22 protein-coding genes and 1 pseudogene are annotated in these 20,275 nt (G+C 55.5%); 13 read left to right on the top strand and 10 right to left on the bottom strand.

What is annotated here, in order from left to right:
* Positions 1-176: 176 nt before the first annotated feature.
* The 13 genes and pseudogenes from QC821_RS21775 (at position 177) to QC821_RS21055 (ending at position 9,712) form a co-directional block, all read left to right on the top strand.
* A pseudogene (locus tag QC821_RS21775) lies at positions 177-730 on the top strand (LysE family translocator).
* A gap of 569 nt (positions 731-1,299) precedes the next feature.
* Positions 1,300-1,764 (top strand): HIT family protein, encoded by a 465-nt coding sequence (locus QC821_RS21110; protein ID WP_309725409.1) that lies wholly within the window; start codon positions 1,300-1,302, stop codon positions 1,762-1,764.
* A gap of 75 nt (positions 1,765-1,839) precedes the next feature.
* Positions 1,840-2,340, top strand: a complete 501-nt coding sequence (locus QC821_RS21105) for a GNAT family N-acetyltransferase (RefSeq protein ID WP_309725407.1) — start codon at positions 1,840-1,842, stop codon at positions 2,338-2,340.
* A 261-nt stretch (positions 2,341-2,601) separates the two neighbouring features.
* A complete protein-coding gene (locus QC821_RS21100; RefSeq protein WP_309725405.1) occupies positions 2,602-2,916 on the top strand; it encodes a hypothetical protein in 315 nt (104 codons plus the stop codon).
* Between the two features lie 156 nt (positions 2,917-3,072).
* Positions 3,073-3,552 carry an AAC(3)-I family aminoglycoside N-acetyltransferase gene (locus tag QC821_RS21095; protein WP_309725403.1) on the top strand — a complete coding sequence of 160 codons (480 nt, stop codon included), beginning with the start codon at positions 3,073-3,075 and terminating at the stop codon, positions 3,550-3,552.
* Between the two features lie 117 nt (positions 3,553-3,669).
* Positions 3,670-4,524, top strand: coding sequence for a bifunctional methylenetetrahydrofolate dehydrogenase/methenyltetrahydrofolate cyclohydrolase FolD (folD, locus tag QC821_RS21090; protein WP_309725401.1), 855 nt, complete (start codon positions 3,670-3,672; stop codon positions 4,522-4,524).
* Positions 4,525-5,039: 515 nt separating this feature from the next.
* Positions 5,040-5,999, top strand: coding sequence for a LysR family transcriptional regulator (locus tag QC821_RS21085; RefSeq protein WP_309725399.1), 960 nt, complete (start codon positions 5,040-5,042; stop codon positions 5,997-5,999).
* A gap of 242 nt (positions 6,000-6,241) precedes the next feature.
* Positions 6,242-6,763, top strand: coding sequence for a GNAT family N-acetyltransferase (locus QC821_RS21080; protein WP_309725397.1), 522 nt, complete (start codon positions 6,242-6,244; stop codon positions 6,761-6,763).
* A 15-nt stretch (positions 6,764-6,778) separates the two neighbouring features.
* A complete protein-coding gene (locus QC821_RS21075) occupies positions 6,779-7,261 on the top strand; it encodes a GNAT family N-acetyltransferase (protein WP_309725395.1) in 483 nt (160 codons plus the stop codon).
* A 104-nt stretch (positions 7,262-7,365) separates the two neighbouring features.
* A complete protein-coding gene (locus tag QC821_RS21070) occupies positions 7,366-7,644 on the top strand; it encodes a hypothetical protein (RefSeq protein ID WP_309725394.1) in 279 nt (92 codons plus the stop codon).
* Between the two features lie 99 nt (positions 7,645-7,743).
* Positions 7,744-8,088, top strand: a complete 345-nt coding sequence (locus QC821_RS21065; protein ID WP_309725391.1) for a 5-carboxymethyl-2-hydroxymuconate Delta-isomerase — start codon at positions 7,744-7,746, stop codon at positions 8,086-8,088.
* 158 nt (positions 8,089-8,246) lie between these two features.
* Complete coding sequence (locus QC821_RS21060) at positions 8,247-8,576, top strand: DHCW motif cupin fold protein (protein WP_422720138.1); 330 nt, start codon at positions 8,247-8,249, stop codon at positions 8,574-8,576.
* 197 nt (positions 8,577-8,773) lie between these two features.
* Positions 8,774-9,712 (top strand): DMT family transporter, encoded by a 939-nt coding sequence (locus QC821_RS21055; RefSeq protein ID WP_309725387.1) that lies wholly within the window; start codon positions 8,774-8,776, stop codon positions 9,710-9,712.
* 21 nt (positions 9,713-9,733) lie between these two features.
* Here QC821_RS21055 and QC821_RS21050 read toward each other — a convergent pair whose 3' ends face one another.
* The 10 genes from QC821_RS21050 to QC821_RS21005 form a co-directional block, all read right to left on the bottom strand.
* Entirely contained in the window at positions 9,734-11,122 is a 1,389-nt protein-coding gene (locus QC821_RS21050) for an NAD(P)/FAD-dependent oxidoreductase (protein ID WP_309725385.1), read from the bottom strand.
* A gap of 44 nt (positions 11,123-11,166) precedes the next feature.
* Positions 11,167-12,645 carry an aldehyde dehydrogenase family protein gene (locus QC821_RS21045; RefSeq protein ID WP_309725383.1) on the bottom strand — a complete coding sequence of 493 codons (1,479 nt, stop codon included), beginning with the start codon at positions 12,643-12,645 and terminating at the stop codon, positions 11,167-11,169.
* A 28-nt stretch (positions 12,646-12,673) separates the two neighbouring features.
* Positions 12,674-14,179, bottom strand: a complete 1,506-nt coding sequence (locus tag QC821_RS21040; RefSeq protein WP_309725382.1) for an aldehyde dehydrogenase family protein — start codon at positions 14,177-14,179, stop codon at positions 12,674-12,676.
* On the bottom strand, positions 14,172-15,269 hold the full coding sequence (locus QC821_RS21035) for an aminoglycoside phosphotransferase family protein (protein ID WP_309725380.1): 1,098 nt from the start codon (positions 15,267-15,269) through the stop codon (positions 14,172-14,174). Before QC821_RS21035 ends, QC821_RS21040 begins: the two co-directional genes overlap by 8 nt.
* Positions 15,224-15,568 (bottom strand): cupin domain-containing protein, encoded by a 345-nt coding sequence (locus QC821_RS21030; protein ID WP_095618833.1) that lies wholly within the window; start codon positions 15,566-15,568, stop codon positions 15,224-15,226. Before QC821_RS21030 ends, QC821_RS21035 begins: the two co-directional genes overlap by 46 nt.
* 13 nt (positions 15,569-15,581) lie before the next feature.
* Complete coding sequence (locus QC821_RS21025) at positions 15,582-15,941, bottom strand: cupin domain-containing protein (RefSeq protein ID WP_309725376.1); 360 nt, start codon at positions 15,939-15,941, stop codon at positions 15,582-15,584.
* Positions 15,938-17,224: a nucleotide disphospho-sugar-binding domain-containing protein gene (locus QC821_RS21020; protein ID WP_309725374.1), complete on the bottom strand. Its 1,287-nt coding sequence runs from the start codon at positions 17,222-17,224 to the stop codon at positions 15,938-15,940. Before QC821_RS21020 ends, QC821_RS21025 begins: the two co-directional genes overlap by 4 nt.
* A gap of 78 nt (positions 17,225-17,302) precedes the next feature.
* Complete coding sequence (locus QC821_RS21015) at positions 17,303-18,367, bottom strand: ABC transporter ATP-binding protein (protein WP_309725372.1); 1,065 nt, start codon at positions 18,365-18,367, stop codon at positions 17,303-17,305.
* The gene (locus QC821_RS21010) at positions 18,364-19,155 is read right to left on the bottom strand and encodes an ABC transporter permease (RefSeq protein WP_309725370.1); all 792 of its coding nucleotides are present in this window, start codon (positions 19,153-19,155) and stop codon (positions 18,364-18,366) included. The genes QC821_RS21015 and QC821_RS21010 overlap by 4 nt, the downstream gene beginning before the upstream one ends.
* A complete protein-coding gene (locus QC821_RS21005; protein ID WP_309725368.1) occupies positions 19,148-20,011 on the bottom strand; it encodes an ABC transporter permease in 864 nt (287 codons plus the stop codon). The genes QC821_RS21010 and QC821_RS21005 overlap by 8 nt, the downstream gene beginning before the upstream one ends.
* Between the last annotated feature and the right edge of the window lie 264 nt (positions 20,012-20,275).

Raw genomic sequence — 20,275 nt, 5'->3', positions numbered from 1 at the left:
CTTGGTTACCGGACACCGGCACAGGTGTTTTTGGGTGAATACTCAGGAGCCCTCAACACCGCAGGTGCTGCGCTTATTACTTGAATTCAGGTGATTACCTGACCTTTCTCTCCATCGTGGCGCTCATCGTGGTCTCCCCCGGTGCGAATCTGGTCCTTCTGCTGCAGGCGACGCCAATGCAAGGCCGTGTGACGGGGGTGGTGATGACTCTGGGCTTCGGTGCGGCGATCATATCTCATGCTATGCTGGCTCTCGTCGGCGTTGGGGCACTCGTTGCAGCGTCTGTAACGCTATTCACAATCATCAAGTTCATTGGTGCTGGATACCTTATTTGGCTAGGCATTAAGACGCTTCGAGTCGCCCTAACGAGCGCGCCCGCTATTGCGTCGCAGCCGATAAATTGTGAAGCATTGCCGAGGATGAGCGTCGGACGGGCCTTCGTGCGGGGCTATCTCACCAATATCCTCAACCCCAAGCCCGCCATCTTTTATGTTGCGGCCTTTCCCAGTTTCTGAGTACTGGTGGGACGGGTTACTGGCTGGGCGGGCTCGGCCTGGGGGCCAGCCATGCTCTGGTCGCTCTATTTTTCTATAGTGTGGTCGTCATCACATTAGACAGAGTTGCTGGGTGGTTACGGCGACCGTCAGTATGGAAGTCGATCCAGGGTGTATCTGGTCTGGTCTTCCTGCTTATCGGTGGTCGGCTCTTGATTTCTCGCTCCCCGGCTTAATTCCTCGAGGCCCTAAGGTGCAGTGAAATTATTGTTCGGGCGATGGAGCTGTCGAGAGTCGCTTTAGCTACAGCCAAGCCAGGCGTTACTCATAACGGTTGTTACTTTGGAGGAGAGATAAAATGATAATTGTCATTACCAAATTCCGGTTGCCTAAGCCCGTCAGCCGTGAAGAAGCAAGAGATATCTTCCTAAGTACAGCACCCAAGTATAAAGGCGCATCTGGTCTCCTTCGCAAGCATTACATAATGTGGGAAGATGGGGGTACTGTCGGTGGGGTTTATCTTTGGAATTCCCGACCTGAGGCGGAAGCCATGTACACAGAAAGTTGGAAGGCGTTCGTTCGCGAGAAGTATAGTACAGAGCCTTCCGTCACGTACCTAGACAATCCAGTCACCGTCGATAATGTGTCCGGAGAGATTGTCTCCAGTGAATAATATGGTTTTACATTATTGCCTTTCTGACTAACTACAATGCTGTCCACCTCGCTTATCAAGCGGGTAGCTTGTAGTCGTCTTGACTACCTAACATGTCGGACGTCGTTATACATTACAGATATAGAGACGAATATGAACTGTATTTTTTGCGATATTGTAAGCGGCAAAGTCCCGTGCCATAAAATATGGGAGGACCCAGATCATTTGGCTTTCCTGTCAATCTTTCCGAATACGCCTGGATTCTCGGTAGTCATTCCAAAGCAGCATGCCGAGAGCTATCTGTTTGCTCAGGAAGATGAGGTTGTGTCAGCACTGGTATTAGCAGCGAAACGAGTCGGTACCCTGCTCGATAATGCTCTTGATGGCGTCGCTCGAACGGGGATGATCTTTGAAGGATACGGAGTGGATCACCTGCATGCTAAGCTATTTCCGATGCATGGTACGGGTAGCAGTCATGAGTTCAAGCCGATTGCTTCTAGTTTAGATAAATACTTTGAAAGCTATGAAGGCTATATTTCGTCTCATGATTACAAGCGAGCAGATGATGACGTACTTGCCGAACTCGCTGCAAAAATAAGAACATATGCAAATGTATAGATGTTCTAGTGTGAGGCTGCTGGTTTTCTCCGCTATAATGTACATGATTTAATACTTGGTAGATAGGAGGGGGAGTTGTATAAAATAGAAAGAGCAGTCTTTCCAGCTGACTTGAATGATGTTCTTGACCTATACCATGAGTATATAAATAGCACTTCTGCGGATCTCTCTTTTCAGAATAATGAGGAGGAGTTCAATGGATTGCCTGATAAGTATAGCTCTGAAGAGGCTAAGATTTTTTTGTTGAAAAGAAACGGTAGCCCCGTTGGGTGTGGGGCATTTAGAAAGTTGGATGACACGGCTTGTGAAATGAAGCGAGTTTATATCCGCCCCAGTGCGCGTGGAAGTAATTTGGGTGCCAAGCTAGTTGACAGAATATTGAAAGAAGCCATCACTAGCGGCTATAAAAAAATATGTCTTGATGTTCTCCCTGAGTTCAAGGCAGCCTTGAAATTATACAAGTCATATGGATTCGCTCAGCATCCACCCGTGACGAACAATCCAGTCCCAGGAACTCAGTTCTTGGGGTTGGACTTAGAGCTGTATAGTCAGGAAATGCAACGTGCCAGCAGCTGAGTGTAGCGTCATGCCACGCCATACTTGGCATCTAAGTGATCGGGGTTATTTCTGTGGAGATCAATCGTCATGCATCAGTTATCGCCTCAGCCGAGGTGTATGTTGATGCCCCATCATCATTGCTATGGGTGGTGTGCCGATCACATCGACGCTCCAGACAGTCGACTCGGGGCGGATGATTGGCTGGACTGGACGTGCGCCACTCGGCATTCGTGCTGTCCACACGTGGGTGTTTGAGACAGAGGGCGTGCATTTTCGTCAGTGGTTCAGGCCGGACAGGAGTTCGTTTCCAAAACAGCCGCTCACCGTCAGGAGGAAGGCTGGGATTTAACCTATGTGCAGTTCAAGTATAAGGGCGTTAAAGTGGAGATGGGTAACGCCGATGACGTGCGGATATTTGATGTGGGCGATCAGGCATGGATTAAGCTAAACATTGATCTATCTCGTTATAAAAAAGTTCGGCTGTTGGGTTTGGATTTGCCCCTTATGTTGAGGGGGGATTGGATCAGGTATAAGTCCATGCTGCTACGGCCGGTAGATGTCGAAGATATTAGTGCCATCCATGAGGAGGCATGATCAACCCCTACGGTTGCCATCTTTATGTTGGGTTTCTTGCAAACTGAGGACCCGCTGTCTACTCTTTCTGCGATGTCAGTGAAATAAAGCAAGGCTATAAAAGCAAGCGCCAGGATAATACACCGCATTATAACTAGCTTGCGAAAGGACTATCGAATGGATAGTGGCGACTATCGAATCTACCAACTCACCCCCGATGACCTGGTGCTGATGGATGGGCTCCTGACAACCTTCGGCGAGGTGTTCGACCAGCCCGAGACCTATACCGGCAACCCCCCTGATGCCGGCTACATGCGCCAGTTGCTCGAGAGTGATGGCTTTATTGCCCTGGTTGCGCTGAAGGGCGGTGCGGTCGCTGGTGGGCTGGCGGCTTATGAGCTGAAGAAATTCGAGCAGCCGCGCAGCGAGATCTATATCTACGATCTCGCGGTAGCGGAAGCCCACCGGCGGCAAGGAATTGCCACTGCCCTGATCGAGCATCTCAAGCGTATCGGGGCGCGGCGCGGCGCCCACGCCATCTTCGTCCAGGCAGATACCGGCGAGGAAGACCAAGCGGCAATTGCCCTGTACAGCAAGCTTGGTAGCCGTGAAGACGTTCTACACTTTGATATCGCCTTGGATGAAGGGGGCGTATAGCCAGGCATTGCCTGCCTTGTGGTATCGTGATGCCTATCGTCACTTTCATTCATTACCACTGCGTGGAGCATGACCCTTGCCCTGCGAGGATCGGCTCCAACCCTAGAGGGGGACAGGTTGAAAAAAGTAGTATTGGACGGGAAAGCGCTGTCGCAAGAAATCGAGAGCCAGCTGGCCGTACGAGTGGCGAAGATCAAGGCGCGAAGCAATGGAGTCGCCCCAATACTGGCTACGATATTGGTTGGCGATGACCCCTCTTCGGAAACCTATGTCAGAATGAAGGGCAATGCATGTGAAAGAGTGGGCATGCAATCCCTGAAGATAAAGCTTGCCCAATCGACCACTACGGAAGAGTTGCTGGCAAAAATATCTGAATTAAACAACAACCCCGACGTACACGGAATCCTTCTTCAGCATCCTGTTCCAGAGCAAATTGATGAGCGCGCCTGCTTCGACAAAATCGCTCTCCACAAGGATGTAGACGGTGTGACCTGCCACGGTTTCGGCAGAATGTCCATGGCAGAGAAAGCCTACGGCTCTGCTACCCCCATGGGCGTCATGCAGCTACTCAGTCACTATGGTATTAACCTCGCCAGCAAGCATGCAGTGGTTGTAGGTCGGAGCCCAATTCTGGGTAAGCCCATGGCAATGATGCTGCTGAATGCCAACGCCACGGTAACCATATGCCACTCAAGGACCGAAGGGCTTCCTGGAATCATACAAAATGCAGATGTAGTCGTAGGGGCGGTGGGTAAACCTGAATTCATCAAGGGCAGCTGGATCAAGGATGGCGCTGTCGTCATTGATGCCGGCTACCACCAGGGGGGAGTGGGTGATATAGAGTTGAGCAGTGTTGTAGAAAGATGTTCGGCATATACGCCTGTACCTGGGGGCGTGGGGCCGATGACCATATCCACCCTGATTTCACAGACAGTAGACGCGGCTGACAATGCGCATAGCGAAGTAGAGTAGGCCGTCAGTCGACACAGCACGAATATCAGGAGGACCTCGCCACCTGGCAACGTGAAATGGCACTGATCAGCGGCTGCGCTACGCAGGGCGTTGGTCAGCCCTGACGTGAACCTCCATGGCACTGCAAGCATAATGAGCATTTTCGCTCTTTCTGCTCTCAGCGTCACCACCATAGCTTTTGGATACGTCGTATCATCACCCGAATTACCTGTCGCCGAGCCTCGTGCTGGTCCAGCCTCACACGCTCAAGATCAATGCCTCCCCGCCCATCTTGGTATCGAGAGGGTATTTTTCCCATGGTCGAGTCGTCGACATACCCTTCTGCCACGTCGCCGTTATCGCTCTGGGACAGTGTGCTAAGGTATTGAAACTTTTTCGCTTTTCTTGACTTCATCATGCTCCTGACCTCGGTTGCATCACCCCTTGTGACGGGATGCTTTGGCTGTCGCATCGGTTCAGGCACATGCTAGGCTTGTTCTATAATGCAAGATATTCCATAAAAACGAGTACGAGCTTTGCAAAAACGTACAGATGAGCAGCTCAGGCAACCCTCAGTTATTACACAGAAAACAAGGAGTCATCTGGCGTGGAATGACTTTGAGACCGTTCTTGCAATCGCAACCGCAGGTTCTCTGTCTGGTGCCTCACGCGTTCTAGGTGTCAGTCATGCCACGGTGTTCCGACGTCTAGGTGATATCGAACAGCGTCTGGGTGTTTCTCTTTTTGAGAGAAGCCGGACCGGTTACCGGCCAACCCTGGCAGGAGAAGAACTCGCTGACACGGCGAAGATTATGGATGAGGCTGCCCTGGCAGCCGAACGTAAAGTCGCAGGACGCGATCTGGAACCCAGCGGAGAAATTTGGACAACTACAACGGACTCACTGCTGATGGGGCTGCTCTCTCCCCTGTTCACGCAATTCCGGCACAGATACCCTGGCATCATGCTTGACGTCGCCGTCTCCAACCAGTTATTCAATCTCACCCGCAGAGAAGCTGACGTCGCCATCCGTCCGTCAAATCATCCGCCTGAAAACCTGATCGGTCGACCGCTGACCAGCATTGGACAGGCCGTCTACGGACAGCGAAGCCTTGGTCTGACTCCTGGAAGGGGCATCGAGAGCTTTGCCAGCCAACCCTGGATTGGTGCAGGACCACGACTGCAGGACTCAGCGCTGGAACAGTGGATGGAGGATCATGCGCTGCAGACAGCTTGTGTCTACCGTGTAGATACCCTGGTCAATATACTCAGCGCTGTTCGATCCGGTATGGGGCTGGCTGTCCTGCCCTGTTATCTTGCGGACGAAGATCCGAATATTGTCCAGCTCACCGACCCCATCCCCGAGTTGGAATACGGACTGTGGTTTCTGATGCATCCGGATCTGCGAGGCGTAGTGAGGATTCATGCCTTCATGGACTTTCTGACGGAAGCCGTCCGTGCACAGAAACAGCGCCTGGCCGGACCATTATTGAGCTAAAGCGGTTCGCCAGTCCGAAGCACTTCGCAGTAGCGGCGAATGTAAATAAGAGAGCTATGTGTTGAATACCCCCCTCAAACCTTTTCGGCAGTTGAGGTGACGATTTGAAGAGCCAGGAAGGCTCTTGGTTTTGTCTAGTGATACATATAGTTAGGCTAGATATGGTCTTGGCTTTTACATAATTAATTTGCCTCCACTACAGCGTTGCACATGGTGTTTGTCAAGTAAAAGGAGCGTGCATTATGACGATACGAAATGCGCTAGAGCGGGATCTGGCAAGGGTGGTTGAAATCTACAATGCTGCTGTGCCGACTAGGAAGTCTACTGCTGATACTCAGCCTGTGAGTATCGAATCGAGGTCCGAGTGGTTTCACAAGCACGATCCCGAGCGACGCCCACTTCTCGTCTATGAGAAAAACGATGAAGTCGTTGCTTGGATGAGCTTCGAGGACTTCTATGGGCGTCCTGCCTATCGGCATACGGCCGAGCTCAGTATCTATATTGCACCTGACCATCAAGGGCAGCACCTTGGCCGTAATTTGCTTAGTGAGGCCATGTCCCTTGCGCCAACCTTGGGCGTGAAAGCCTTGGTTGGCTACGTTTTTTCCCACAACCTTCCCAGTCTCGGCCTGTTGCAAGCGTTCGGGTTTCAGGAGTGGGGGCGGCTACCTGACGTGGCAGAAATGGATGGAAAGGAGTTTAGTCTATGCATTATGGGAAAGCGAGTCGAGAACACTGAAATGCCAAGCTATACTGTTCAATAAAAGAAGGAGAAAACTGTGCCAAGTATAATGATACGAGATGCGGGAGTCGCAGACTCGGCGCTGATTCATAGGTTTGTTGTAGAGCTTGCTACTTATGAAAAGGCAGCGCATGAAGTGTTGGCAACAGTGGGTGATATAGAAAATGCACTGTTTGGCGAGAAAGCGACGGTAGGTGCAGTGATTTGTGAACTGGATGGGGAACCCATTGGGTTCGCTGTCTACTTCTTTAATTTTTCAACATGGCTTGGCAAGCACGGGTTGTACCTTGAGGATTTGTACGTCTCTCCTGACTATAGGGGCGTAGGTGCGGGCAAGGCGCTTTTTAAGTATCTTGCACAGCTTGCACTATCAAAGAACTGCGGTCGCTTTGAGTGGAGCGTGCTCGACTGGAATGAGCCAGCGATAAAATTCTATAACGCTATCGGGGGCGAGCCACAAAACGAGTGGCTGGGGTATCGTTTGACTGGCAAAGCCTTAGAAAGGCTGGCCAAAGCCTAGTAGCAGGTCCTGGATTTCTAAATCTGCACCTCTATTATGCGCTTTGTCGGTTCCGGTGTTACAATAGGTTGCAGCGAATTTTTTCCATAAAGGGCAGTGCTGTAATGAAAGATATTCTAAGGAGAGTGTTCTGGCCAATACTGCGGTTTTTCGAAACGAGTGAGAATTCCGGTGCTCATAAGAAGTCTCATCGGGTTGCCCTGAACATAGTGGGGGTGCTGTTTATTTTGCTATCATTTGGTTCGGCAGTGGCCGGCTATACTAGTGGGCAAATAGCTGCGTTTATTCCCGTACTGGTTTTCTTTTCTGTAGGCTTGGTGGCAGTGGTGCTGGGGACACTCGGTTCGAACGCTGCGGTGTCAAAAATCTGGGGTGTCAGATGAATATCGTATAGCCAAACGCACTGCTTGCTGGTAGCTTGAGCTGGTTGAATTGTGATCTGTGAGTTTATCGCTAGTATCCTAATGATAACTGGAGTGCCAATGCCACATTTTGTGATCGACTGTTCGGCCGATGTGCTAAACGTACATCCTGAAGACCATATCCTGGAGCAAGTGCATTCCGCCGCTGCCATGTCGGGAATTTTTGACGTCAGTGATATAAAAGTTAGGCTAAATCCCTATAAGCAGTGTCTGGTAGGTGGAGAGTCGCAGCCTTTTATTCATGTATTTGCAAATATGATGCAAGGCCGGGCCACTGAGCAAAAAGCACAGCTGTCCCGATCTATCGTTGAAAAGCTAGTCGGACTATTTCCAGACGTCTCTAAGATTGCCATGAACATCGACGAGTTTGAAAAGGCGACGTATTTTAAACGTGATAAGCTCTAAATTTCGCCTCTAAGAATTGTGAAAAATTCTTCAGCAAGGCTCAATTGTTGCTGATATGAGGCGGGAATATTTCTTGCTAAGCCTGGTGAGTAATGGCAGAAGCGAGGACGCGCGCATTTTGCGACCTGACGTTAACTTGTCGATACAAGGAAATGCACTTGGATATTACCGATCTGCCCTTTGGGGTGACCAACTGGGCCGAGGTTGAAAAGACGGAGCATACCGGAGAGCAGGGTGTTGCCTATTGGCAGACACGTCAGTTTGGCGAGATCCGGGTGCGTATGGTCGAGTACAGCCCCGGCTACCTAGCCGATCACTGGTGCGCGAAAGGGCATATTCTGCTGTGCCTGGAGGGCGAGCTGCATACTGAGCTGGAAGATGGCCGCCGTTTTGTCCTCCACCCTGGAACGAGTTACCAGGTCGCTGATAACGCTGAACTTCACCGCTCCTCAACCGAGCAGGGTGCCAAACTTTTCGTTGTCGATTAGCACTACCTGACCGGCCCAGTCACTCCTGAACGTTGCTAACCATCTGTTATCGATAGAAAAATAAGGCGGTGTGACCAAGGTCGTCTCCCGGCGGGGCCATCGCCTCCGCGCTTGAATTCCAGCGCAAGAATCGGAGTGTTATCCGGTGCGGCTGGCCCTAGCTTAAGTGCATTCCATTAGTAGAAGAGAGAATGCACATGCAAAGCGTCAATAGTTCGATGGGGATGGTGGAGTGGTTGCTGCTAATCGCGTTGTCGGTACTGTGGGGTGGGTCGTTCTTTTTCGTCGAAGTTGCGGTTGATGCTCTTGGGCCACTAACGATTGTAGCGCTGCGTGTTGGGCTGGCAGCGGTGGCGCTCAACGTTATGGTTGTCGCAATGGGGCTGAGCATGCCAAAGGATCGAAAGTTGTGGGCTGCCTTCCTAGGCATGGGCTTCTTCAATAATATGATTCCATTTAGTTTAATCGTCTGGGGGCAGACGCATATTGCGAGCGGGCTCGCTTCTATTCTCAATGCCTCAACGCCCTTTTTTACCGTGGTCGCTGCGCACTACTTGACCAGGGATGAAAGAATGACCGGGGGCCGCCTCATTGGCGTCTTGCTGGGCATTTCGGGTGTTGCCTACATGATGGGGGCAGAGGCCCTTGAAGGGCTTGCCACTAACACTCTCGCACAGCTTGCTGTTCTTGGCGCTGCGATCTCCTATGCCTTCGCTGGTATTTTCGGTCGTCGCTTCCGACAGCTAGGTTGCTCGCCCTTGGTCACGGCTAGCGGACAAGTGACAGCTTCGACCGTGGTGTTGATTCCTTTAGCGCTCCTGGTCGAGCGGCCCTGGATCCTGCCCATGCCCGCGGTAGAGGTGTGGTGGGCGGTGCTTGGGCTCGCTCTGTTATCCACGGCGCTCGCCTATATCCTCTACTTCCGCATTCTTGCGACTGCCGGTGCGACTAATCTTTTACTCGTTACCTTTCTCATCCCTGTCAGCGCCATTCTGCTCGGAACCGCGGTGCTGGGTGAGCAACTCGAGCCGCAGCATGTGGTCGGGATGGCTCTTATTGGGCTCGGGCTAGCCGCGATCGACGGTCGGCCATTGGGTATCATACGGGGTATTTGGCCCACCGCTCGCAGCGAATGAGTTGGATTTTACTCTCATGCGTCATGAATCGAAGCCGATACCAAAACGGTCCAGCGTCTTCAAAAATAGCGAGCGATGCCCTGTACTGTCCTCTCGGGCCAGATCACGTTGCGCGAGTCGTACCGCGCCGTTGCGTATCGGCTCGGGTGGGAAGGGCACTGGAAAACGGCGCAGCATACCAAGGCGCGTGCGTTCTGTTTGCCGACCATCGAGCATATCGAGCATGGCAAGTGCCGCGAAGCGGCTAGCCGAGACGCCTTGTCCGGTGAATCCCATTGCGTAGGCCAGTCGACCCTTGAACGCAGTACCGGCGAAGCAGGTCGTGCGCGCCGAGGTGTCGATGATGCCGCCCCACGCATGGCTAAAGCCGACATCCGCCAAGCTGGGGAAGGCGTCGCTAAAGTTAGCCTCCAGGCGCGCATAGCTCTCAGGGCGATGCAAGAGCGCCTCGTCCTGGCGACTGCCGTAGTGGTAGATGGCGTCGAAACCACCCCATAAGATACGGTTGTCAGCCGTCTTGCGGAAATAGTGAAATTGATTGCCAGTATCGGCGATGCCGTGTCTCTCTTGCCAGCCGGTGGCAGATAGCTGAGCGTCGCTCAGAGGCTCGGTGACCAGCGTATAATCGAATATCGGGATTAGCGCCATCCGCAGCCGCTTTAGAAGCGGTACTGCGGCATTGGTGGCCATTGCTACGCGTGAGGCGCGAAGTTGCGCTTGTGGGGTAGTAAGGCAGACCTCTTGGGGTGTTCGGGCCAGCCCAGTAACGGGCGTATGTTCGTGGATGGCTATCCCTTGTTCCAAACACGCCTGACGTAACCCCGCCACCAGCTTGCCGGGGTTGACCAGCGCGTAATTGGGTTCGAAGAGCCCCGTGGCATATTTTGGGCTATCGAAGCGTTCCCGCAGCGCGTCTCCTTCCAGTAACGTTGTTTCGATACCAAATCTCGCATAAGCGGCTTGCATCGATTCAAGCCCTTCGGCTTGCCACGGTGTGGCAGCGACATTGAGCTTTCCATGGCGCTCAAATTCCGCATCGATACCGTAACGTGCGAGGTCTTCTTGCAGTTCATCGAGATTTTCCCGCCCTAGACGTACCAGCGTTGCTGCTTCTTTGGGCCAGCGCGCCAGCGCGTTGGAAACCCCGTGCGAAATGCTGGGTGCACAGAATCCCCCATTGCGACCGCTGGCGGCGTTGCCGCAATGCGAGGCTTCGAGCACGACGATGCTTGCATCTGGATGGCGCTCGCGAGCCTTGAGCGCGCACCATAGCCCTGTGAATCCGCCACCGATGACGGCGAAGTCACAGGTACTTTCGGCAGCGAGTTCCGGGCAGGCCGGCTGTGGCGGTACCGTTTCCGCCCAGTAAGGCGTCTGGATGGCGGCGTCGAAGCGGGTGCTGTCAGGCATGTTGGTCCTTTTCTACTGTGGCTGGGGGCCAGGCTTAGCGTGTCCTATCCATTGAGATACCACCCCCACGTCTGACGATGGTCGAATCGCGTGATCTGCTTGAGCTCGCGATAGGCTTCGAAGCCGGCTTCGCCTAGCTCCCGGCCGATGCCGGAGTTCTTGTAGCCGCCCCAGGGGGCCTGCACGAAGGTGGGCTGCGAACAGTTGATCCAAATGATCCCGGCACGCAACTTGGCCGCGACCCGGTCGCAGCGCTCAATGTCATCGGACATGACCGCCGCTGCAAGGCCGTAGGGGCCGTCGTTGGCCATGGCGATGGCCTCGGGCTCTGTGTCGAATGGGTTGACGCAGACTACTGGACCAAAGACTTCTTCACGCCATATCTCAGCGTCTAATGGCACATCCGCATAAATAGTTGGGGCAATGTAATAGCCGGTTTGCATGCCGGTTGGCCGTCCGCCGCCGGTAATTCGCCGCGCACCGCTACTGTGGGCACGCTCGAGGAAGCCCATGATCTTGTCATACTGGCTTTTGGCAACGACCGGCCCGAGTTTGACGCCAGGGTTATCGCCCGGGCCAATGACGATGTTCTCAGCCTCTTCCTTCAGCCGCTCCAGCAGTCGAGGGTAGAGGGGGCGTTCAATCAACACACGGGACGTGGCCGAGCAGACCTCGCCCTTGTTCCAGAAAATACCGAAGAGAATCCACTCTACGGCTTTGTCGATATCGCAGTCGGCAAAGATGACAAAGGGCGATTTGCCTCCCAGCTCCAGCGATACGGTGCGGATGCCCGCTGCCGCCGCCTGCATCACCTTGCGGCCAGTGGGGACTGACCCGGTAAAGGCGACCTTGTCCACCAAGGCATGCTCGGTCAGCGGCGCGCCCGCCTCTGGGCCGGTGCCGGTGATCAGGTTGAAGACACCGGCGGGTAGACCGGCGGCATCGATGATCTTGGCCAGTTCTACGCAGGACATGGAACACAGTTCTGAGGGCTTCAGCACCACCGTGCAGCCTGCTGCCAGCGCCGGAGCCACTTTCCATACTGCCATCAGCAACGGGAAGTTCCAGGGGGTGATCGCCGTCACGACACCCACGGGTTCACGGCGGATACGACTGTCGAAACGGTCGTCGCCGACGTCGACTGCCGTGTCGCCCCGCGCCTCGGCTGCATCAGCCAGGTCGGCATAATAGTCGAAGCAAAAAGCCGCATCCTCGATGTCCCATTCGGCCTCGGGCAGCGGCTTGCCATTGTCACGCGTTTCGAGTGCAGCGATCTCCTTCAGGCGTGCGCGAATGCCGGCCGCGACGCGCCGTAGTGCCGCCGTACGTTCGGCCACAGGCCGTTCTGACCAGCGGCCGTCATCGAATGCACGGCGTGCTGCGCGTACCGCAAGATCCGCATCCACGGCGTCAGCGGCGGCGACAGCGGCAAACGTCGCCTCGGTTGCCGGATCCACCGCCGGGAAGCTCCTGCCTGACGCGGGCGCAACGAAGGCCCCGTCGATGTAGAGTTGTGTGGTCATCGCCTATGGTCTCCTGTGGGGTGTCGACTCAGACGTGCTTGCGTCCGCCTCCGGTGTAAAACCAGTCGTTGGGGTAGGGGTACCACCAATCCTGCCGGATCGGCTGGTGATCGAGCACCACCATCTTGGTGCGGCGGAAGGCATCCAGGCCTTGGCGGCCCAGCTCTCGGCCCAGGCCGGAGGCCTTCCAACCGCCGAAGGGTAGGGCGTCATTGTCGATCATCGGGTTGTTGATCCAGACCATGCCGGCCTCGAGCCGTTCCGATGCCTCGTGTGCCTCGGCCAGGTCAGTAGTGAAGATCGAGGCACCAAGGCCGAAGCGACTGTCATTGGCGGCCTGCAGGGCGGCTTCGAAATCGTCCACGCGGACCACCGCCACGACCGGACCGAAGAGTTCTTCACTGAGAATGTCCATGGCCGGCGTGCAGTCGGTCAGGATCGTCGGCTCATAGAACCACCCCGTCTCGAGTCCGGGAGGGACCCGCCCGCCACAAGCGACCTTGGCGCCCTTGGCGACGGCATCGTTCACCAGGCGCTGGACCTTCTCCCGCGCGGCCTGGCTGACCAGCGGGCCGATCTCTGACTTCTCCAGTCCGTTGCCGATGCGCAGGCGCTGTGTCTCGGCGACGAAAGCGTCGATGAAATCGTCATGAATACTGTCGACGACGTAGAGCCGCTCGGTAGAGGTGCAGACTTGCCCCGACATATGAAAGGCACCGGTGACCGCACCGGCAGCCGCGACCGCCAAAGGCGCGTTGGCGGTGATGATCATCGGGTCGGAGCCGCCGGCCTCGATCACCGCTGGCTTCATGCGTTGAGCGGCAGCAGCAGCGACGGCCTGCGCGGCGGCCACTGAGCCGGTAAAGGCGATGGCGTGTGTCCGCTCGCTCTTGACCAGGGCCTCGCCTGTCGCCGCATCGCCGGGTACGCAGGCCACTAGACCTTCAGGCAGTTCGTCGAATACCCGCATGAATTCCAGCGTCGACAGCGTGGTGGCGGCAGCGGGTTTGATCACGCAACCGTTGCCGGCGGCGAGTGACGCTGCGACCGTCCAGCACATCAGCAGGATGGGGAAATTGAAGGGCATGATATGGGCGGACACGCCATAGGGCTCGTAGCGGGCATACTGGAGCGAGCCTGATTGCGTCGTGCCTGCGACCTTGCCTGCCTCGTCACGCGCCATTTCAGCATAGTAGCGAAAGATTGCGGCACAGTTGGCTACCTCGCCGATAGCCTCGGGGTAGGGCTTGCCCATTTCGCGGCTCATCAGCACGGCGCACTGGCTGACATCGGCGGCTTCGATTCGGTTGGCGAGTCGATGCAGGTACTGGGCGCGGGTCTTGGCATCCAGGCGCTTCCAGCTGGCCTGAGCCGAGTTGACACGAGTAAGCACCCAGTCGAGCTCCTCGCTGCTCACCTCGGCCCGCACCCCGACCTCTTCGAGGGTGGCAGGATCGATCACCGGTTGAGCCGGACTCTCGCTGATATGGTAGTTCGGCACCAGGTAGTACCGCGGGGTGGCCGTGTCAGTCATGGGGCGCTCCTTGAGTGTCATGGTAACCGTCGCCCAGGGCGGCGCCTTTGGCCTGCCAGCCGGGCAAGCGGGTGTTCAGCAAGTCCGTGATATCGGTGAGGCCGGCACACGCCAAGCTGTTTTCCAGCTGAACGAGAACGCGGGGCAGATAGCCGAGATAGCGCGATTTGCCTTCGCGCCGGCTCAGGCGTAGGAAAGTGCCGGCAATACGGGTGTGGCGCTGTGCCCCAAGAAGCGCATAGCGGCGACGGATCGCCATCGCATCTCCTAGTCGTTCAGGGGCTCCGCTGATGTATCGCTCAAGCATCTGTTGCTCAAGCCCCGGCGCCAGATCCCGCCGCGCGTCCTGGAGCAAAGAGACCAGGTCGTACTCGCAGGGACCCAGCACGGCGTCCTGGAAGTCCAGCAGTCCACAGCGGGCCACGCCTTGCCGCTGCGGCAGCAGCATCAGGTTGTCGACGTGAAAATCGCGCAACACTAGCGTTTCGGCCTTGCCTGCCACCGGTGTCAGCGCCTTGGCCCATAGCGTTCGGAACTGTCGCGCGAACAGGCTATGATTGATGGCCGGGTTGACCGCAGGGGCAAGCCAGTCGCAAAAGACGTCGAGTTCGTCGAGTAGTGTCGCCATCTCATAGACGGGCTGGGATACCTGTGTCGCGCCGTTATGATGGTGCAGATACAAGAGGGCGTCGACGGCGAGGGCATACAGCGCGTGCTCATCTTCGCCCGCGCCGAGGCAAGCCGTGTAGGTGCGGTGGCCGAAGTCCTCCACCAGCGCGAGCCCATGGGCGGGGGCGGCGCCGTGAATTATCGGTGCCGATAGCCCCAGCGTGCTGAGATGGTACGACAGCCTCAGGTAGGCCGTGAAGGCGATGGGATCCTGGTGATCTTCCATCAGCAACAGCCCCGCCTCCGGTAAACGGAAATAGCGTCGCGGAGAGGCATCGCCAGCCAGTGGCTCAAGGCATGCCTGTGCATGGCCGTGCCGTGCCAAGAAGCTGGAAGCGGCCGGTGATAGCGCTGCCAGGCCGTGATCCAACGTCGTCATCGGATCATATAGACCTTTTTGACCGTCTCGTGAATCGTGCATGTCCCTTTCCAATCCTGTGGGAAGAACGCGGCGGTATCTGGCGTGATCTCGATCACTTCACCGCTTTCATGGACATAGGTGCAGCTGCCCTCAAGGAAGTGACAGAACTCGTCACGCGTGACATGACACGCCCACTTGCCGGGAGTACAGACCCATAACCCGCACTCGGATTGGCCGTTCGGGCCTTTGTGAAGCAGTACCCCGGAGGTATGGGACTCTCCCTCGATCATCGTCGGGACCGTACCCCAGTCCACCGTATCGGTGATGTCGAGCGGTTTGTGCATGATGGGCGTCGGCATTTGGATATCCCTTTTAGCTGAGCATGTAGACATTGCGGATGGTTTCGTGAACTTCGGCTTCTCCCTCCCACCCAGCGGGAAAGAGCACACAGGTTCCAGGGTGGATCTCGAGCGTTTCGCCATTGTCGCCATGATAGGTCACCCGCCCGGCGACGAAGTGGCAGAATTCGTCTCTGGGGATGGCGAGTCTCCAGCGCCCTGGGGTGCAAACCCAGAGACCGGTCTCGGGAGAGTTGTCCGCCCCCTTGTAGAGAAGGCGGCCCTTGGAGCGTGATTCACCCTTTACGCCATCAGGCTGTAGGCCCCATTCGACTAAGTCATCGTAATCTGTTGCCCCATGAATATGGGGAGCCGTGCTGCTCAAGTCAGTCACTGGTGAGTCTCCGCTAGTTCGATCAGCAGGCGAGCTGCTTTTGCCTGACCGTTCTGTGACTGCATGTGCTCCGAGGTTGCCTTGAGCCGCGTGGCCATGGCGGTGTCGCTGAGGCAGGTCTCGATCATTTCGATCAACTCCTCATCGGTCCATTCGTAGCGTTCCGAACGGAAGCCGTGTCCGGTTTCTTGAACACGCATGGCGTTATCGTGGCCATCCCAGACATACGACATGATGATGGCAGGTTTGCCGAAATAGAGGCATTCGGTGAACGAATTGTTGCCGCCATGATGAATGACCGCATCAACCTGGGGTATGACAGACGGCTGGGGGAACCAGCTATCGATGATCACGTTGTCGGGGATATTGGAGTAGTCGTCTTTATAGTCGCCGACATTCACCAGTGCCCGATAGCGGCTCTTGCCGATCAAAGTGATCAAGCGTTTGAGCAGTTCGGTGTCTCCCGAACCGAGTGAGCCAAAAGAGACGTATAGCAACGGCCCGTCATGGTTCTTCTTGAATTCGGGAATCGCATAAGGCTTATCCTGGCGTACACAGCCCTCGAGGTACTGGAAGCGTAAAGGGTCGAGTGGTTGGGCACGGCGATAGGTGACCGGCGCCGGGTAGAGCAGCAGGTTGAGGTGAGGCGAGGGCTCAAAGAATTGTCCGAGCGGGTAGGGGGCCTCGCCGGTCGAGGTCAGGAAGTCGTTGAAGTCATCATGAATTGGCTTGATCACCTCATTGAACTTGGCGCGGAAGGCCTGGTGGCCTGCCGTGTCATGCTCGCTCATACCAGACAGATGTGGGGGTATCGCTTCGTCCTCTATTTCGTTTTCTGAACAGGAAATGATCCGGACCCAGGGAACGCCATACTGCTTGATGGCTGGGAAAAGAATAACGTTGTCGACGGCGATCACATCCGGCTTAATGCGCGCGAGAACCGATGGAAGATCCTCTTCTGCCCATTTGGCACTGTCGACGATGGCTTCCCAGCACTCCTTGACATAGTTATCAAGCTGATCGATGGGGGACTTGCGGAAATTCGGGATATGCCCGTTGATGAACTCATCCCAGAACTTGGCCATCTGCTCTGGTGGCATCGGCTCCGAGAGGTTGACGGGATACGACTCGAAACCGTAACTCTCATACACCTCGATAAAACCAGGGTCGGAGAGGAAGACGGCTTTGTGACCTAGCCGTTCGACGGCCTGGGCGATACCCACCGAGTTGAGCGCCGGGCCGTACGCGGCTTCGGGGAAAAAGGCGAAGGTTTTGGTTGTCATGTCGTTTCCTCTCTCGTTGGGGCTTGCGCAGATCGCGCAGCGCTTGTCGTTGTTATTTACGTCACACGCTGGGGTGGCTTAGATAGTGAAGACGCGGGTGTCTTGGGCAGACCAGCCGACGGTGACTTTCTCGCCAACGGCAAACGGATGACCTTCCGCTGCATCTGCCGTCAATCGCACCATCAGCGGTTGCGATGAAAGTGACGTATCGAGATGCAGGTGCAGGTCAAGGCCGTGGTAGGCCATGGCACGTATCTGCCCACTCAGGCAGTTATCGGCATCCGCTGCCCCCAGGCGTAGGCGCTCGGGACGCACTGCCGCCAAGACGTTATCCCCAGATTTGAGATCGCCTGGCAGCGGGGCGGATATTCGGCTGCCATCGGCGGCGCTAAGTGCGCCCGCGTCAACGCGCGAGGGCAGGAAGTTCATGATCCCGATGAAATCGGCGGCAAAGCGGTCGATAGGATATTCGTAGATGTCGCGCGGGGAGCCGCACTGTAGCAGTGCTCCATCTTTCAGGATCGCAATGCGGTCAGCCATCACGAGCGCCTCTTCTTGGTCATGTGTGACGACGATGAAGGTGATGCCGAACGTGTTCTGGATATGCTTTAGCTCGAGCTGCATTTCCCCGCGTAATTTCTTGTCCAGAGCACCAAGCGGTTCGTCCAGTAACAGCAAGCGAGGCCGCTTGACGAGCGCTCGACCCAACGCCACTCGCTGTTGCTGGCCACCGGAGAGTTGGTGGGGTTTTCGTTCGGCTAGGTGGGCTAACTGGATGGTGCTCAGCATCTCGTCAACGCGCTGATTAATTTCAGAGCGAGGCAGCCTCTCCATTTCCAGGCCATAGGCAATGTTCTGCGCCACGCTCATATGTGGGAACAACGCATAGGATTGGAACATCAGGTTGACCGGGCGATGATTGGGCGGCACCTGAGAGATATCACGCCCGTCGAGCAGGATGCTCCCGGATGACGGGATTTCGAAACCGGCGAGCATGCGCAGCAGGGTCGTCTTGCCACTGCCGGATGCACCAAGCAGGGCGAAAAACTCATTCTCGTGAATATCGAGCGTTACCCCATTGACGGCGCGAAGTTCGCCAAAGCGTTTCTCTATGTTCGCAAGCGACAGTAGGGGCCTAGTCATTGTCCCGGAAGCCTTCCACGGTTGAGGCGCTGTGATATGGCCAGAGCGACGACGGATAGCGTCATCACCAGCACGGCTAGCGCGTTGATTTCGGGCGTTACGCCAAAACGGATCATCGAGAATATCTGCATGGGCAGTGTGATCGAGTCACGTCCAGGGCCAGCCGTGAAGTAGGCAATAATGAACTCGTCGATGGAAAGGGTGAAAGCAAGAAGAGCGCCTGAGGCAACTGCCGGCATTAGCACCGGGAATATTACGCGGCGCAAGGTAACGGAAGTCGTTGCGCCAAGATCGGTAGACGCTTCGACGATCGACCAGTCGAAGTTCTTGAGTCGCGCCCTTACGACTGCGCAGACAAAGGCGAGATTGAAGACGGTATGGCTGATAATGATCGTATGTAGCCCCATGCGCAAATCGAGCATTGAAAAGAAGCTGAGCAATGCGATGGCTAGTACGATGTCGGGAATAATCATTGGGGCAAAGATCAGCGTTTCTAGAAAATGCCCCTTGCGGCGACGTATCTCCACGCCAATCGCCAGCAGGGTACCCAGCAGAGTCGCGGAAAGGGTCGAAGTAGCAGCCACAACTAGCGTGTTCAACGCTGCGCTCAATATGTCGCTGTTGGTAATCAATGCTGCGTACCAGTGCGTGGAAAACCCGGTCCAAGCAGTCGGCAGGCCACTTGCGTTAAAAGAGAGGGCAAAGAGCACCGATATGGGAATATAGAGAAAGGCAAATGTTGCCGAAAGGATCAGCAGCATGAGCCGTAGACTGCTGCGGTTAGTCATCGACCTTCTCCGACCGATGTTGACCCGAAGCCTTTTCACTCGCAAAGGTTTGCAGTGTCAATAGCCCCATCATGATAGCAATAAGAATCATTGATAAAGCGGCACCGAAAGGCCAGTCATTTGACGTCAGAAATTGATCATAGATAAGATTGCCAATCATCTGAAATTGGCCACCCCCCAAAAGAGCCGGAGTCACGAAGTTACCGATCGATAGCACGAAGACGAAAACAAAGCCGGTGGCGATGCCAGGCACAGTCATGGGGAGCGTGACACGACGGAATGTCGTCCACTCGGAGGCGCCAAGGTCACGCGATGCTTCATGGATCTCTGGGTTTAGCCTGGAGAGAGGGGCATAGCAGGCAAGGATGACGAAAGGAAGATAGTTGTAGACCAGACCAATGACCACGGCTGTTTCCGTGTAGAGCATCTGCGGCAGTTCGCCTTCGAAACCGACGGTACGGGCAAAGGAAACAATCAATCCCTCACGATTTAGCAGAACGATCCAGGCATAGGTACGTACGAGATAATTCGACCAGAATGGCAACACCGCGAAGAAGAGCAGGATCGGTTGGTGCCTTCTGGGCATGGAAGCAATGGCGTAGGCGGCAGCATAGCCAATAACAACGGCGATGGTGGCTGCGAGTGCTGCTATGCCGGCTGACTTGAGAAAGATCCTGCCATAGAGTGGGTCGAATACCAGCGCTATATTGTCCAGTGAGAGCTCATAAACGATCCCCCCATAGGTGCCGCGCTGAAAGAAGGCCAGCGCCAGGATTAGCAGGCAAGGCACTACCATGAACGCGGTAAGCCATGCCAGCGCTGGTGTCATCAAGTAAATAGGTTTGCGGTCAGTCATTGGCCACTCGATTACTCGCTTCCCGAAGTACGGAAGATCCTGGCGTATTGCTGATGGTCGTGATGACGCCCGGGGTCCGTCACCCCGGGCCTGCAGAGCGCTAGTTGGCAGCCTTGATTTCAGAAACCATCCGCGAGTAGGCACGCTGAGCATCACCGACGTTGCGTAGTTGCTCCCTGAATTCAAGTAATAAGCGCAGCACCTGCGGTGTTGAGGGCTCCTGAGTATTCACCCAAAAACACCTGTGCCGGTGTCCGGTAACCA

Source organism: Franzmannia qiaohouensis (genome assembly GCF_031451695.1).
Lineage (GTDB): Bacteria > Pseudomonadota > Gammaproteobacteria > Pseudomonadales > Halomonadaceae > Franzmannia > Franzmannia qiaohouensis.
Note: the sequence above shows the minus strand (reverse complement) of the source record. Positions and strands in the feature narration are given on the sequence as shown.

Excerpts from the sequence above, each read along its gene's own strand:
- QC821_RS21040 (WP_309725382.1), bottom strand. The coding sequence starts at position 14,179 with ATGACTGACACGGCCACCCCGCGGTACTACCTGGTGCCGAACTACCAT.
- QC821_RS21030 (WP_095618833.1), bottom strand. The coding sequence starts at position 15,568 with ATGCCGACGCCCATCATGCACAAACCGCTCGACATCACCGATACGGTG.
- QC821_RS21110 (WP_309725409.1), top strand. The coding sequence starts at position 1,300 with ATGAACTGTATTTTTTGCGATATTGTAAGCGGCAAAGTCCCGTGCCAT.
- QC821_RS21005 (WP_309725368.1), bottom strand. The coding sequence starts at position 20,011 with ATGACTGACCGCAAACCTATTTACTTGATGACACCAGCGCTGGCATGG.
- QC821_RS21065 (WP_309725391.1), top strand. The coding sequence starts at position 7,744 with ATGCCACATTTTGTGATCGACTGTTCGGCCGATGTGCTAAACGTACAT.
- QC821_RS21080 (WP_309725397.1), top strand. The coding sequence starts at position 6,242 with ATGACGATACGAAATGCGCTAGAGCGGGATCTGGCAAGGGTGGTTGAA.
- QC821_RS21055 (WP_309725387.1), top strand. The coding sequence starts at position 8,774 with ATGCAAAGCGTCAATAGTTCGATGGGGATGGTGGAGTGGTTGCTGCTA.
- QC821_RS21035 (WP_309725380.1), bottom strand. The coding sequence starts at position 15,269 with ATGCACGATTCACGAGACGGTCAAAAAGGTCTATATGATCCGATGACG.
- QC821_RS21010 (WP_309725370.1), bottom strand. The coding sequence starts at position 19,155 with ATGACTAACCGCAGCAGTCTACGGCTCATGCTGCTGATCCTTTCGGCA.
- QC821_RS21015 (WP_309725372.1), bottom strand. The coding sequence starts at position 18,367 with ATGACTAGGCCCCTACTGTCGCTTGCGAACATAGAGAAACGCTTTGGC.
- QC821_RS21070 (WP_309725394.1), top strand. The coding sequence starts at position 7,366 with ATGAAAGATATTCTAAGGAGAGTGTTCTGGCCAATACTGCGGTTTTTC.
- QC821_RS21020 (WP_309725374.1), bottom strand. The coding sequence starts at position 17,224 with ATGACAACCAAAACCTTCGCCTTTTTCCCCGAAGCCGCGTACGGCCCG.
- QC821_RS21095 (WP_309725403.1), top strand. The coding sequence starts at position 3,073 with ATGGATAGTGGCGACTATCGAATCTACCAACTCACCCCCGATGACCTG.
- QC821_RS21050 (WP_309725385.1), bottom strand. The coding sequence starts at position 11,122 with ATGCCTGACAGCACCCGCTTCGACGCCGCCATCCAGACGCCTTACTGG.
- QC821_RS21045 (WP_309725383.1), bottom strand. The coding sequence starts at position 12,645 with ATGACCACACAACTCTACATCGACGGGGCCTTCGTTGCGCCCGCGTCA.